Annotated in this window: 13 protein-coding genes and 1 rRNA gene; 1 reads left to right on the top strand and 13 read right to left on the bottom strand. The window is 64.1% G+C overall.

Translation table 11 applies throughout. From position 1 onward, the window contains the following. Nucleotides 1-10: 10 nt before the first annotated feature. From ACQR0Z_RS31615 to ACQR0Z_RS31570, 10 genes are all read right to left on the bottom strand, one after another. Nucleotides 11-973, bottom strand: a complete 963-nt coding sequence (locus tag ACQR0Z_RS31615) for a TauD/TfdA family dioxygenase (RefSeq protein ID WP_434921247.1) — start codon at nucleotides 971-973, stop codon at nucleotides 11-13. Nucleotides 974-1,056: 83 nt separating this feature from the next. Further along, nucleotides 1,057-1,773: a thioesterase II family protein gene (locus ACQR0Z_RS31610; protein ID WP_434857759.1), complete on the bottom strand. Its 717-nt coding sequence runs from the start codon at nucleotides 1,771-1,773 to the stop codon at nucleotides 1,057-1,059. A gap of 18 nt (nucleotides 1,774-1,791) precedes the next feature. Next, entirely contained in the window at nucleotides 1,792-2,022 is a 231-nt protein-coding gene (locus ACQR0Z_RS31605; protein ID WP_434921246.1) for an MbtH family protein, read from the bottom strand. 305 nt (nucleotides 2,023-2,327) lie between these two features. Next, nucleotides 2,328-4,667, bottom strand: a complete 2,340-nt coding sequence (locus ACQR0Z_RS31600; RefSeq protein ID WP_434857761.1) for a TonB-dependent siderophore receptor — start codon at nucleotides 4,665-4,667, stop codon at nucleotides 2,328-2,330. A 310-nt stretch (nucleotides 4,668-4,977) separates the two neighbouring features. Further along, nucleotides 4,978-5,142, bottom strand: a complete 165-nt coding sequence (locus tag ACQR0Z_RS31595) for a hypothetical protein (protein ID WP_434876684.1) — start codon at nucleotides 5,140-5,142, stop codon at nucleotides 4,978-4,980. 234 nt (nucleotides 5,143-5,376) lie between these two features. Continuing rightward, nucleotides 5,377-5,646 carry a hypothetical protein gene (locus tag ACQR0Z_RS31590; protein WP_434857762.1) on the bottom strand — a complete coding sequence of 90 codons (270 nt, stop codon included), beginning with the start codon at nucleotides 5,644-5,646 and terminating at the stop codon, nucleotides 5,377-5,379. Then, nucleotides 5,643-6,773, bottom strand: a complete 1,131-nt coding sequence (locus ACQR0Z_RS31585; protein ID WP_434857763.1) for a PepSY-associated TM helix domain-containing protein — start codon at nucleotides 6,771-6,773, stop codon at nucleotides 5,643-5,645. Before ACQR0Z_RS31585 ends, ACQR0Z_RS31590 begins: the two co-directional genes overlap by 4 nt. An 88-nt stretch (nucleotides 6,774-6,861) precedes the next feature. Beyond that, on the bottom strand, nucleotides 6,862-7,143 hold the full coding sequence (locus tag ACQR0Z_RS31580; protein WP_434857764.1) for a hypothetical protein: 282 nt from the start codon (nucleotides 7,141-7,143) through the stop codon (nucleotides 6,862-6,864). Nucleotides 7,144-7,599: 456 nt separating this feature from the next. Next, nucleotides 7,600-8,976, bottom strand: coding sequence for an ATP-binding protein (locus tag ACQR0Z_RS31575; protein ID WP_434857765.1), 1,377 nt, complete (start codon nucleotides 8,974-8,976; stop codon nucleotides 7,600-7,602). Then, entirely contained in the window at nucleotides 8,976-9,698 is a 723-nt protein-coding gene (locus ACQR0Z_RS31570) for a response regulator (protein WP_434921245.1), read from the bottom strand. Before ACQR0Z_RS31570 ends, ACQR0Z_RS31575 begins: the two co-directional genes overlap by 1 nt. A gap of 260 nt (nucleotides 9,699-9,958) precedes the next feature. Here ACQR0Z_RS31570 and ACQR0Z_RS31565 point away from each other — a divergent pair, with 260 nt between their 5' ends. After that, nucleotides 9,959-10,261, top strand: coding sequence for a hypothetical protein (locus ACQR0Z_RS31565; protein ID WP_434876680.1), 303 nt, complete (start codon nucleotides 9,959-9,961; stop codon nucleotides 10,259-10,261). Nucleotides 10,262-10,449: 188 nt separating this feature from the next. On the opposite strand, the gene ACQR0Z_RS31560 is transcribed toward ACQR0Z_RS31565, so the two are convergent. From ACQR0Z_RS31560 to rrf, 3 genes are all read right to left on the bottom strand, one after another. After that, on the bottom strand, nucleotides 10,450-10,674 hold the full coding sequence (locus ACQR0Z_RS31560; protein ID WP_434857794.1) for a hypothetical protein: 225 nt from the start codon (nucleotides 10,672-10,674) through the stop codon (nucleotides 10,450-10,452). 353 nt (nucleotides 10,675-11,027) lie between these two features. Then, the gene (locus ACQR0Z_RS31555; RefSeq protein WP_434921244.1) at nucleotides 11,028-11,972 is read right to left on the bottom strand and encodes a right-handed parallel beta-helix repeat-containing protein; all 945 of its coding nucleotides are present in this window, start codon (nucleotides 11,970-11,972) and stop codon (nucleotides 11,028-11,030) included. A 429-nt stretch (nucleotides 11,973-12,401) separates the two neighbouring features. Continuing rightward, a 5S ribosomal RNA gene (rrf, locus tag ACQR0Z_RS31550) occupies nucleotides 12,402-12,516 on the bottom strand. Nucleotides 12,517-12,524: the final 8 nt, after the last annotated feature.

Below are 12,524 nucleotides of genomic sequence, written 5' to 3'. Positions count from 1 at the left end.
GGTCGCGGGCTCAGTTGACGCGATGGGCTTGCGCCATCGCGACGATCACCCGGCGCGGCCCCTTGAACGGCTCGCGCGCATGCGCGGTCAGCATGTTGTCGAGCATGACGACGTCGCCGGTCTTCCACGGGAAGATGATCTTGTGCCGGTCGAGCACGCCGCGCACCGTGGTCAGCGTCTCGTCCTCGATCGGCGATCCGTCGCCATAGAAGGCATTGCGCGGCAGCTCTATGGGATCGCCGACGACCTCGAGCAGGCTGTCACGCAGCTCCGGCGCGAGGCTGGAGACATGGAAGAGATGCGCCTGGTTGAACCAGACCATGTCCCCGGTGACGGGATGCACGGCCGTTCCCTGGCAGACCTGCCGGGTCCTCAGCTCGTCGCCGTCCTTCCATTCGCAGACGATGTCGTGCGCGGCGCAATAGGCCTCGACCTCCGCCTTCGACTCGGTGCCGAACACCTGCCGCCAGTCGACATCGAGCCCGCTGCCATAGTTGCGGACATACATCACGCCCCGCTCGGCGAAGCGGTTGCGGATCGCGGCCGGCATGTCGCGGTAGATCAGCCGGCTGTCGGCAATCGGCGTCTCGCCGCCCTGCTCGGCCGCGCGCTCGCAATAGAACCAGATCTTCATCGGCCAGTCGCGTGTATAGGCCTGCTCGTTGTGCAGCGGTATGTGCTGGTGCGGCGGGTACTCCGTCGACGTATAGACGCCGGAACTCACCTGCGAGCGCGGCGTCGACCCGAACTCATAGGACAGCAAAGGATGCCCGAAGCTCGCGGCAAAACGCCGGAAACCCTCGGCGCCGTCGAGCTGGAAGTCGCGAAACAGAATGCCGCCTGACGAGGTGAGCTGGCGTTCGATCATGTCGCGGACATCCGCGATGGCCTCGATCAGCGGCTCCTGCTTGCGGCTCGCGCGCAGAACGAAGGGAAGCTCATTCTCATCTATCTTAAGTTGTCTTGCGAACATGATCTCTCCCCGTCTTCGTCATCTCGGCATCGAAGTCTGGTCGACCGGCCGGTTGGCCGGTCGAGGTGGTCGAAGCGGACGGCTCAGGCGCCCGCGAGCTGCGGCTGGGCCTGGCGCGCCAGCAGCGCGGCGAGGCGCTTCAGGACATCGGCCGGCTCGTCGTGCAGGAAGAAATGACCTCCCGGCAGCATGTCCATCGCGAAGGACGCTTCCGTCTCGGCGCGCCAGCCGGCGAGAGCATCCGGGCGCGTCTCGTCGCGATCGCCACCGAACACGTGGATCGGACATGGCAGCTGATGCCGCCGCTGGTAGACGTAGGTCCCGCACATCAGGAAATCGGCGCGCAGCACCGGCAAGGCGCCCTGCATGATCTCCCTGCTCGCGAACACCTCGCGCGGCGTGCCGTCCAGGCGCAGCAGCTCGCTGCGCAATTCATCGTCACCGAGCGGCTCGCGCCAGCGGCTGTCGTCGCGCATCGCCGGAGCCTCGGTCCCCGACACGATCAGCAGCCGCGGTCTCGGCGCGCCGAGCGCGAGCAGCCGGTGTGCGAGTTCGAAGCCGATCAGGCCGCCGAGACTGTGCCCGAACAGCACGTAAGGCGATGCGAGCTTCGCGCCGATCAGTTCGGCCGCAAGCTGGTCGGCCAGAGCCGAAAGATCAGTGTGCAATGGCTCGTCCATCCGCGCGCCGCGCCCGGGCAGCTCCAGCGGGACGACGTCGATCCAGGACGGAAGCGACCGCTTCCACCGTGCATAGACCGTGGCGCTGCCGCCGGCGTGAGGCAAACAGAAGAGTCGCATCGCAACAACTCCGTGGAATCAGGATTCGGCGGCGACGGAGGCGTTCTCCTGCATGAATTTGCGCAGCGACAGCGGCCGCATGTCGGTCCAGACCTGTTCGATGTGATCGAGACATTCCTTCTTGCTGCCGGTCACTCCGACTGCGGTCCAACCGTTCGGGATCTCCTTGAAGGTTGGCCAGATCGAGTATTGCTCTTCGTGATTCACGACGACGGCGAAAGTGACGTCATCCCGGTCGAAGACCATCATGTCCGACTACTCCTACTTATTCAGCGACGGCGATGAACTACGAGTAATGTAGTTGCGAATGACAGTCAAAGTGATACCGCCGATCCAAGTTTTTAATCTCTCCAAGGTGACGCTCGCGTGACGATTCAACATCAGGATGTATCTCCGGAAAACGATCACAATCCTCGATCGCGACGGCAGACGAGCTACAAACAAACCAGATGATCGCCACAGTTGGTGCAAATTCAACGAATGAATGAACTAACTAACGAGGCCGTCGCGCATCATCTGAGCGACGGCCTCACTCTTTGCGTCACGCCTTGGCGTCAGAAATTGAACGTCGTCGACACCAGATAGGTGCGCGGCGCACCGAGCGTGATCACGCCGCTATAGGCGGACGCCCAATAGGCCTTGTCGAAGACGTTCTCCACGGCCGCCCGCAGCACGATCGGCTTGCCGTTCCAGGGCGAAGTGAAGGTGTAGCGGGCGCCGATGTCGACGCGCGTCCAATCCGGCAAGGACATCGTGTTCTTCGCGTCGACATATTGTGTCGCCGTGTAGACCACACGTCCCGTCAGGGTCAGATCCCGCACGAACGGCGTGTCCCATTCGGCTCCAATATTCGCAGTCAGCTCAGGAACACCAACAGCGCGCAGGCCATCAGTGGCGCCGCCCTGAGTTTTTTCCTGCACACCGTGCGTATAGGCTACGCCGCCGAGCAGCCGGAATGCCGGCGTGACCTCGCCGAACACGTTGAACTCCGCGCCAGTGTTTCGCTGCAGGCCGTTGAGGACCTGGTCAGGCTTCGCCTGGCCAGGGACTGCGACGCTGATGATGCTGGGCCTCGAAATATCGAACGCGCTGAGCGTCGTGGTGATTCGGCCGAAGTCGACCTTGATGCCGGTCTCGACCTGCTTGGTCTGCCCCGGAGGAAACACCGTGCCGATATTGTTGAAAGTGGCGCCGGTTACGACCGCCGGCGTCTGCAGGCCCTCGATATAATTCGCATAGAGCGCGACCTGCTCGACTGGTTTGATTACCAGCGCATAGGCCGGCGTCCAGACGGACGTATCCTGGAACGGGCGACTGACCCCGGTCGGGAGGAAATTGGCAATCTCGGTCCCGGCGGTCTGCCGACGCGCACCGACCGTCAATTGGATCCTCTTGTCGAGGATGGACATGGTGTCCGAGACACCGATGCTCCACAGATTGGCGCCGACGACCTGATTGGCGGCCAGAGTGGAAGAGAATGCGGGCAGCGGGATGTTGGTCGGATCGGAATAGAGGCTCCACGGCGTCTTCTTGAAATCCGGAGTGCCGGTCACCACGCGCTGGGTATATGTCCGATCGGTGACGGAGTAGCCGACATTGATGGCATGGTTGACTGGACCAGTGTCCGCAGTGATCCGCAGTCCGGCCTCTCCGGCGTAGGTCTTGTAGGTTTCGCTTCCCGTCAATGCCGTTCCGCTCAGACTTCCATTGTTCGCGATCGTCGGCGAAATGTAACGGTAGTTGATGTTGCTGTCGTGATAGCCGAATCCCGCATACGCCGTCACGTGCTCGCCGAGATCGACCTCGCCCTTCACGGTCGAGAAGAAGTCCGTCGGCGCATAATAGGCCCACGGCATCTGGAAATTGGTGCCCGATGCCGGCGGATTGGGAATGCTGGTCGTGGTGGCCCCGATCGTGAAGAACCGCAGCGGCGGGTTCAGATTGTCCGCCTGATAGCCGATATCAGCGTCGAGCCGCACGTTCTCGCCATGATAGTCCACGGCGAGATGGGCGTTGCCGAACTCGTCAGTCTGCCGGTCCCACGGTGTGTTGCCATTGGAGTATTTGCTGCTCAGCCGCACGCCCCATTCCTTGTGCTCGCCGTAGCGGCGGCTGATGTCGACCTGCTCGCCGAATTGCGTCTTCGAAGCATAAGTCGCCGTCAACTGCGTGATGTCGGTGTCGAGCGCGTGCTTGGTGATCAGGTTGACGCTGCCGCCGACCGCGCCGCCACTCGACGCGCCGGTGCCGCCGACGGTCATGCCGTTGAGCAGTGCAGCCGGGCCTTTCAATAGCTCCACGCGCTCGATGAAATTGGCCCCGGTCGAATAGTACGGCGCGATACCGGCAAGGCCGTTCAGCGCATAGTCGCCGCTGTCGTAATAGAAACCGCGGATGTAGAGACTGTCCGCGCCGCCGCCGGCCGCCTGGATCGTGCGCACCGACGGATCGTTGATCAGCACGTCGCGGATCGTCCGGGCCTGCTGATCCTGGATCGTTTTCGCCGTGAAGCTGGTCTGGTTGAACGGCGTGTTCATCACACCGCGATTGCCGAGCAGGCCGAGCCCGCCCCCACTGGCGACCTGGCCGCCGGCATAGGGCGACGGCGGCGCACCGATCGTGCCCGTGGAAGGCGTCACATAGGCGACCGGCGCCGTCGGCGGAAGGTTGCGCGGGGCGACGCGGCGCTGCTGGGCGGTGCGCGTCGGGGTTGCCTGCGGCCTCGGCGCGACCTGCCGCGCCCTCGGCTTCGGTGCATCGACGGTGACATCGGGAAGCTGCGTCTGAGCCAGGGCTTGCGAAATGCCACCAATATTCAAGGTGAGCGCCAGCGAGCTCACGAGTCCCAAAGATTTCGTCAACCTAACGTCTCTCACCCGAATACGACAAACCATCCTGACACCCCGATCATTCCAAGTTCCTGCTTGGTCCGTCGGTGCTCCTAACACACAGGTATTCGAGGATGGCGTCGCGTGACGTAGAACTCGTCTAACGAGCGACAGATTTGCCGCGCGCGCGATTCTAACTAATTGTGTTTGCGGCTGGATTTTCTTCGCGCGCGTTCTTTGAAGCCTTCCAAAGAAGCGCATGTCGTGTGGATCGCGTGGAGATTTCTGCGGCGATCGCGACAAATAGCATGACGGTAGGGGGCGATGGTCTCGACGTCATCGCGCGGGCGTCGATCAACCCTTCATTGACAACTAATCACAACGTCACCTTTAAATCAACGTTTGCTTTCAATTGCGCCGCATCTTGGCCATCGATGCCGCAGAGCGGCGTGAAGTGACGGGCTTCAACGGATGAGTTCGCGCGCAGGGACACGCGCGCGGGGATCGACGACGCGGCCTGTTCCAGGCAGCTCCAGCGCATTCGACGCTGGAGATGTTGCGCTCGTCTGTATCCGCGCCGTCATGGCCGGGCTCGTCCCGGCCATCCACGTCGTACGGCATGCCGCGATGTGCGAATGATAGATGGGTGATTGATCGAAAGGCGACCGTGCGTCACGGTCAGCCGCGCAACAGCGCGGCAGCAGTCCCGTCACAGGGCACAGCTGCTGAGATCAACCTTGCGAAGGAATCCCACGCAAGGGAAACGCGATCGCGCTCAGCGCGACTGATCGCGCCTGTCGCCCTGCACGTCATCCGGCGCGGTCTTCGCCGCGCGGCTCCAAGGCGTGCCATAGATCAGCGACAGCAGGATCGGCACCGACAGCCCGAGCCAGCACAGGCCATCCCAGAGGCCGTCGCCGAACAGGCCGAAGGCCAGCCCGGCGGTGGCGACGAGGCCGATCATCAGCGGCGCACGAAACACCTGCCAGGCGGAGAGCTGCGCGACGCGGGCCGAGGGCGGCGACGATGCTGCGGATGAACTCATGGCGACACCGTCACCGGCGAGGCCGCCGCAACCACGCCTGCCACCTTGCGCCGGCTGCTCCGCCGCTTCGCCACCCACAGATACAGACCGCTGCACAGCACGATGATGGTGATGACGTCCAGCACGGCCCAGATGATCTTCAACGGCAGCCCGCCATAGTCACCGAAATGCAGCGGCCGCGACACCTGCAGGGCGGTGAGATACCAGGCCAGTTCCGGCGCCACCATCTTGCTGCTGTCCTCCGCGTCCACCAGCACGGGCTTGAACATGCGCGCCGTGAACGGCGTCCGCCCCTTGGTCCAGACCATCAGGTGTTGCGGGCTGCCGAAACGCGTCGTGGTCGGCATGGTGATGGATGTCACCAGCCGGTCCGGAAAGGCGGTGCGGACGGCGTTGACAGCGGCCTCGATCGACTTGGCCTCGGCCAGCGGCTTGCCCTGATAGGGCGCGAGCAGCGCCGGCATGGTCTGGGCGCGCCAGAGATCGAACAGCGGCACCGCGAGCGTATTGATGGTGCCGGTCAAGCCGACCGCAAGCGCCCAGCTCACCGTGACGATGCCCAGGAGATTGTGCAGGTCGAGCCATTTCAGCCGCGCCGAGCGGTCGCGCACGGTGCCGAACTGCAGTCGCCGCATGAACGGCCAGTAGACGACGACGCCGGACACGATGGAGGCGGCGAAGACGAGCCCCATCAGACCGAGAAACAATTCTCCGGGCAGGCCGGTGAACATGTCCCGGTGAATGCGCAGGATCACGTCCATCACGTCCTGATGCGGCACCTCCTCGCCGAGGACTGCGGCCGTGCGCGCATCCACCGTGAGGCGATGAAACTGGCCGGGCACGGGGATGGCGGTCGGCGACATCGCCACCACGATCAGCGGCTCGTTCTGCTTCACGCTCACGAACAGCGCATGCTGCTCCGGAAGCTGCTGCTTGGCCGCCGCGATCAGACGATCGAGCGGCAGACGCGGCGTGTCCGCCGGCATCGCCGGCGCGGCGATCTCGTCCTCGAACAGATGCTCGATTTCGTCATGGAAGATCAGCGGCAGTCCGGTGAGGCACAACATCAGCAGAAAGACCATGCTGACCAGCGACGTCCACGTATGAACCTGAACCCACAGACGCATTGCGCTCGCACCACCCTGCTTCATTGGACGTTGCCGTCACATGAACCGACCGTCCGGCAAGAGAAGGGCTGCAGCAAACTGAATTGCTCTAAGTGTGCTGGAATTTCTTTAAAGTGGCGCGCAGATCCACCGCAAGCATCGGAACGGCAACGAGAATTTCGATCATCCGCGATCGGCCAGCGCGGCGGTCCGCGCGCCTGCCGCAGTCCGCCGCATCGAATCTCGACACCCGACGAATCATCCGATGCGGACACGGTGCGAGCCGCGGAGTCATGCGCGCGGAGACGAAATCTTTCTGCGCGATCAAGCTGATTTGGCCTGTCCAGTCCCTGCGGCGAAAAGATTCCTCTTTCGCTTTTCCGGAAAACATGTTTGATTATGGCATCCCGTCTCGAGCTGAGGGACGTACGCGCGGTCGTCACGATATGTGAGGCGGGGAGCGATGGGCATGGTGGATTGCAGCGCGGGTCGTACTCGCGCCGACGAACGATCTTCCATGCACGGTCAAGTCGCGCGGTCCTGATATCCCGATGCTGATATCAACTCATGACGAAGCCTGGCTTCGCATGGGGATGGTGGCCAGAAAGCCCGGCGCACCAGGGAGAACGCGAAGCAGCCGTTAAGCCATCGCGCAGGGAGGGCCGGGTTTCCGGCTGACCTGTGGTACCTGCCGCCTGCATTCTTGTTCGCAGGCGGGCCACGGGCCTCAGTCGAGGTCCGGCCTTCCCTGCGCCCTCACGATCTCCGAGGGCTTCACGCTGCATCACCCCGGACGGAGCGTCCGCCGCGGGATCACGCGGCCATGCGCCTTTTGACGGACGAACGATCATGCAAGATTCGAATGCCGGCTCGTTCCATCCACGAACAGCGGCAGCCGCACGACGATGCGGGCGCCGCGCGGTGCGTCGGTGATCTCGATGCTGCCGCGATGCGCCTCGACCAGCGTACGGACCACCGCCAGCCCCAGCCCTGCTCCTCCGGTCGCGCGATTGCGCGAGCTGTCCAGCCGTGTGAACGGCTCCAGCATCGCCTTGCGCTGCGCGACCGGAATGCCTGGCCCGTCGTCGTCGACCGTGAGCACGAGATGCTCGGCATCGCTGCGCAGCGAGACATCCGCCGCATGGCCGTATTTGATCGCGTTGTCGATGATGTTGGCGATGATCCGGCGCAACGCGATGCGGTCGCCGAGCATCAGCAGCTCACGGCGATCATCGGCCGGCGCGAAGCGCACGTTCGATCGATGCGCGCGGCGATCGTCGACTTCGGCCCGCACCAGCTCGTCGAAGGCGATCAGCTCCTGCGGCAGCTCGCCGGCGCCGGCGCGCGTGGCCAGCAGCGCGTCGTCGAGCAGACGGATCATGTCGGAAATGTCGGCCTCGGCGCGCTGCCGCTCGGCCTCGTCGGGAATCTGGTCGACGCGCAGCCGCAGCCGCGTGGCAAAGGTGCGGACATCATGGGCGATGCCGCCGACCAGCACCATCCGCGCCTGCATCAGCGACGCCAACCGGTCCTGCAGACGGCCGAACGCGGTGACCACCGCGCGGACCTCGGGCGCATTGCGACGGACATCGGGCAGCGGCACCGGGGCCCCGGCCAGATCGACGCGGTCCACCGCTGCGGCGAGGCGTGCCAGCGGGCGCGTTTCACGCTGCATGATCACAAGCGCAAACAGCGCGACCAGCGTCCCGAACAGGCCGGCACCGAGACCGACCGGCAGTCCCCGCTGCGTCAGCATCAGCGGCGCGCGCGACTCCACCACGAGCACGTCGCCATTGTTCAGGCCGATGCGGAATTGCAGCGCATTCTGCGGCGCGCGCGACAACCGCGGAAACCACGGCCCGTCGGACTCGGTCACCGAGGCAATCGCCAGATGGCGAGCCCCCAGCGCATCGGCATAGGCCTCACGCAGCCCCTGCCTGAGCGACGCCTGCTCGGTTCGCGGCAGCGTGGCCGCCGCTCCGGCATCGACCAGCCGAACATCGAAACGGTCCGAGGATATTGCGTCCACGACCTGCCCCCGCGCCGCCCGGGGTGTCCGCTCCATGAGCTCGGCGACCGCGGCGAGCCGCGCGGGTGGCGGCGTCGCGCCTTCGATCTCGGCGGTGCGGGCGCGGTAGAATCGCGCCAAGGTGACGATCCAGATCGCCACGAGGCTGATGAGGACGATGAGGCCGATGCGCATCGCGAGCGTCAGCCGCATCATCACGACACCGTCCGCACCATCGCCGTGAACAGATATCCGCCGTTGCGCACCGTGGTGATCAGGTTCGATCCGGGACTCGCCGCCTCGAGCTTGCGGCGCAGGCGCGAGATCAGCATGTCCACGGTGCGATCGAACGGTTCGGCGGAGCGCCCCCGCGTCCAGTCCAGGATCTGGTCGCGGCTCAGCACCCGGCGGGGCCGCTGCACGAAACAGGCGAGCAGGTCGAACTCCGCCGAGGTCAGCTGGATCGGCGCAGCCTCGGCGTCCGCGATCTCGATGCTCCGGGCGTCGACGTCGATGACGAAGCGATCGAAGCCGAAGCGGCGGCTCGCCTCGCGCGGCGGGCTCGCCTGCGACCGCCGCAGCAGCGCGCGGACGCGCGCCAACAGCTCCCGGGGACCGAAAGGCTTGACCATGTAGTCATCGGCACCGAGCTCCAGCCCGACGACGCGATCGATCTCGTCGCTCTTCGCCGACAGGATCAGGATCGGGATGTCGTCGCTCTGCCGCAGCCGGCGGCAGACCGACAGCCCGTCCTCTCCCGGCAGCATCAGGTCGAGGATGATCAGATCGGGCCGTTTCCGCCGCAACACCGCGTCCATCGCGGCCGCGGTATCCGCGACCTCGATCTCGAAGCCTTCGCGGCGCATGAATTCACCGACGAGCCGGCTGATCTCCGGGTCGTCCTCCACCATCAGAAGCGTGGCTGCGGGCATGCTCATGACCAGGACTGATGCCCAAAAACCCCGCCCCTTGGCAATGCCCCGGCGGCCGCTGTTACACACTGTTACCCGGCGCAGGCCAGCCGAAGCACATGAAGTTCGAGGTGTCATGCACGCCCAGGCTGTCCGGTGACCTACCGTTACATTTTGCCAATCACCAGCACGAAATAAGACTGATGGTACATCTGCGCGCGACATCGCAAGGTCAATCTCCCTCCGCAGGCGACGCGATCGCCGGCGGGACACATTGGGAGACTGACGTGAAGACAACCCTTGGCACTCTCTTGCTGGTGGCCGCCCTGTCGGCGGCCGCCGCGGCTGACGCGAATGCCTGGACTCGCAGCGGCTCGATCACAGGGCCGCGGGGGACCACCAATTTCGGGAGCTCCGGCAGCTGTGCCGGCGGCGCCTGCGGCTGGCAAGGCGGCGGCACGGGTCCCGCCGGACGCAGTTGGTCGCGGTCGGGCTCGGCGAGCTGCAGTGGCGGCAGTTGCACCGTACAGGGCCAAGGCAGCGGTCCGCGCGGCAACGCCTACAGCTATAGCCGCACGGTGACGCGCTGAAGCGAAGGCTCCAGCGCATCATCAAGCCCCTGAATTGACCCGGTCCGCTTGCGACGCGAGCGGACCGAATCGTCTTCCCGGAGGCGTGCCACGCATCGATGGCGGTGGAGATGCCCTGCCCGGCTCGCCGGCAGCAGCATGGTCAGGATTGTCGAACAGGGAGCTGCGCGAGGGCGAGTCGCCCGTTGCTACTGAAACGAGACCGGCAGGCTCTGGAATTTCTCGCCCGGAGGTGCGCCTTCCGGATACATGTCGAACGCGAATCGCGCGCCGACTTCGGACGCCTTGAAGTCGAAGGACGCCATTCCCGTTCCGTCGTCGTCGGTCTTGATGTCACCCAGCAGGCGGACGCATTTGAGGAAGAAGTGATAGGACGTATTGGGCTTGGCGGTCATCGCGATCTTCGCGCTCATCGCGCCATTCGGTCCCTTCGTGACCCAGATCTCTCCTCCCCTGATCCGATTGGGATCATCCTGGACCGTGCTGTTCGCGCAATCCGATGAATCCTGAGCGACGAGCGACACGGTCCTCAGATTGGGGTCGACCGGGATCGATGGCACCTCGGCCAGGGCCGGGAGACGAGACACGCAGAGAACCGTCAGTGTTCCGAAGACAACAAGGCCATTGAACGTTCGGCTGAAACTCGAAGTGGTGCGGGGGCTATGATTGCTGATCTGTCGCATGATTCCTCCTCGGTGACATCAGGTGGAGCCGAAGCATTCGCGACGGCCCGAAACCTCGCAGACGCGAGCCCAGATATGCTCGGCTACTGCTGTCCGAATTCCGTCGAAGCCGCTCCGATCGCGGTCAATGGCGTTCCGATCGCGGCATTGCCGGCGATTCGGTTGTTCCCATAGGAGAGCGTTCCGCCGTTATTGACGTTGCTGTTGAACTTGATGTCGGTATTGGCGAAGCGCGCCGTTCCGACGTTGTTGATCGCCGTCCCGTTTCCGCTGACCACGCTGTTGTCGACGTCGACTTCGGAGCCCGAGACGATGTTCACGCCCACCTGGCTGTTGCCGGAGGAGACCGAGCGGTTGATGATGGCCTTCACCCCTGCGCCGAACTCAAACCCGACACTGGAGTTCTCCACGCGGACATCGTCGATGACCACGTCGATCCGCGTCTGGCCGCTGCTCGGTGTGACGAAAATGCCCTTCTGCCCGTTGTCACGAATCGTCGAGCGCGAGACGAACAGCTTTCCGCCGCCGGACCGTTCGTCGGAAACGCCGCGCCCGGTGCCGCCGAAATTGCCGTCGATCAAGCAATCCTCAATGAAGACGGCGCTGCCCGCCGACGCCGCGCCGATGATGCGGATGCCGTTGAGGCCGGTGTCGAATCCGTTCAGATTCAGGTTGCGCAGACGAACCGTCTTCCTCGCATCCGTGATCGCATCGAAATTGATGATGATGCCGTTCGTTCCGGCATTCAGGACGGACGCGAAGATCTCATGACAGTCGATCGTGATGGATTTCGTAATGGTCACGGCGCCGAAACCACCGGGATCGATGCAGTTGATTTCTCCGAGCGCCGCGGTCTTGGAGATCGCCCCCGCGAAGGTCTTGCAGGGTGCCGTTCGGCTGCACGGATTGGCATCATCTCCGACGCCGGAGACCCAGGTTCTCGAGGCCTGCGCCCAAACCGGAACGGCGGACCCCAGATAGGCCGCGAAGACAGCGGCAAGCGAAACCAGAAGAGCAAGCTTCCTCATGTGTACGGCTCCCTATCGGCCCGAGGGCTCACAACCATAAATATCAATGACGAAATCTCAAACGCACAGAGTTAGTCACAGGGGGCGTCGGACGGTTCAAGGTTTTGTTGCTGAATTCGGCGACTTGAGGCGAGCTCGCCGGTGACCTCGTCCACGCCAGCCATCGACGGTCTGGGCGCTACGCATCCGCGTTCATTCGGCAGCGAGACCCCAGCCGGAGATCTCCGGGCCCGTTCGATGACGCGCCTCGACCTCATCGCGGACGCGCAGCGTGAGGATCAGGTTTCGGTGAGAGCTGAATCGCGCTGCCATGCGCAATGTCGAGGCGAACAGGCGCGGTCACCACATGCCCAAACGCCAACGCCGCGCTGAGGATATCAGCGCGGCGTTGTCGTTTTGGGATGTGAAGAGGAAAGATGTCCTTTGCAGGCCTGGCAGCGACCTACTCTCCCAGGGCTTGAGCCATAGTACCATCGGCGCTGAGGAGTTTAACGGCCGAGTTCGGGATGGGATCGGGTTCAGGCTCCTCGCTAAGACCACCAGGCCGGCGAA

The organism is Bradyrhizobium sp. HKCCYLS3077 (assembly GCF_051167555.1).
Taxonomy (GTDB): domain Bacteria; phylum Pseudomonadota; class Alphaproteobacteria; order Rhizobiales; family Xanthobacteraceae; genus Bradyrhizobium.
The sequence above is the reverse complement of the archived record's forward strand: the minus strand, read 5'-3'. Positions and strand labels throughout refer to the sequence as shown.

Excerpts from the sequence above, each read along its gene's own strand:
- ACQR0Z_RS31590 (WP_434857762.1), bottom strand. The coding sequence starts at position 5,646 with ATGAGTTCATCCGCAGCATCGTCGCCGCCCTCGGCCCGCGTCGCGCAG.
- ACQR0Z_RS31560 (WP_434857794.1), bottom strand. The coding sequence starts at position 10,674 with ATGAGCGCGAAGATCGCGATGACCGCCAAGCCCAATACGTCCTATCAC.
- ACQR0Z_RS31610 (WP_434857759.1), bottom strand. The coding sequence starts at position 1,773 with ATGCGACTCTTCTGTTTGCCTCACGCCGGCGGCAGCGCCACGGTCTAT.
- ACQR0Z_RS31570 (WP_434921245.1), bottom strand. The coding sequence starts at position 9,698 with ATGAGCATGCCCGCAGCCACGCTTCTGATGGTGGAGGACGACCCGGAG.
- ACQR0Z_RS31585 (WP_434857763.1), bottom strand. The coding sequence starts at position 6,773 with ATGCGTCTGTGGGTTCAGGTTCATACGTGGACGTCGCTGGTCAGCATG.
- ACQR0Z_RS31600 (WP_434857761.1), bottom strand. The coding sequence starts at position 4,667 with ATGGTTTGTCGTATTCGGGTGAGAGACGTTAGGTTGACGAAATCTTTG.
- ACQR0Z_RS31580 (WP_434857764.1), bottom strand. The coding sequence starts at position 7,143 with ATGTTTTCCGGAAAAGCGAAAGAGGAATCTTTTCGCCGCAGGGACTGG.
- ACQR0Z_RS31615 (WP_434921247.1), bottom strand. The coding sequence starts at position 973 with ATGTTCGCAAGACAACTTAAGATAGATGAGAATGAGCTTCCCTTCGTT.
- ACQR0Z_RS31605 (WP_434921246.1), bottom strand. The coding sequence starts at position 2,022 with ATGATGGTCTTCGACCGGGATGACGTCACTTTCGCCGTCGTCGTGAAT.
- ACQR0Z_RS31555 (WP_434921244.1), bottom strand. The coding sequence starts at position 11,972 with ATGAGGAAGCTTGCTCTTCTGGTTTCGCTTGCCGCTGTCTTCGCGGCC.
- ACQR0Z_RS31575 (WP_434857765.1), bottom strand. The coding sequence starts at position 8,976 with ATGATGCGGCTGACGCTCGCGATGCGCATCGGCCTCATCGTCCTCATC.
- ACQR0Z_RS31595 (WP_434876684.1), bottom strand. The coding sequence starts at position 5,142 with ATGCGCTGGAGCTGCCTGGAACAGGCCGCGTCGTCGATCCCCGCGCGC.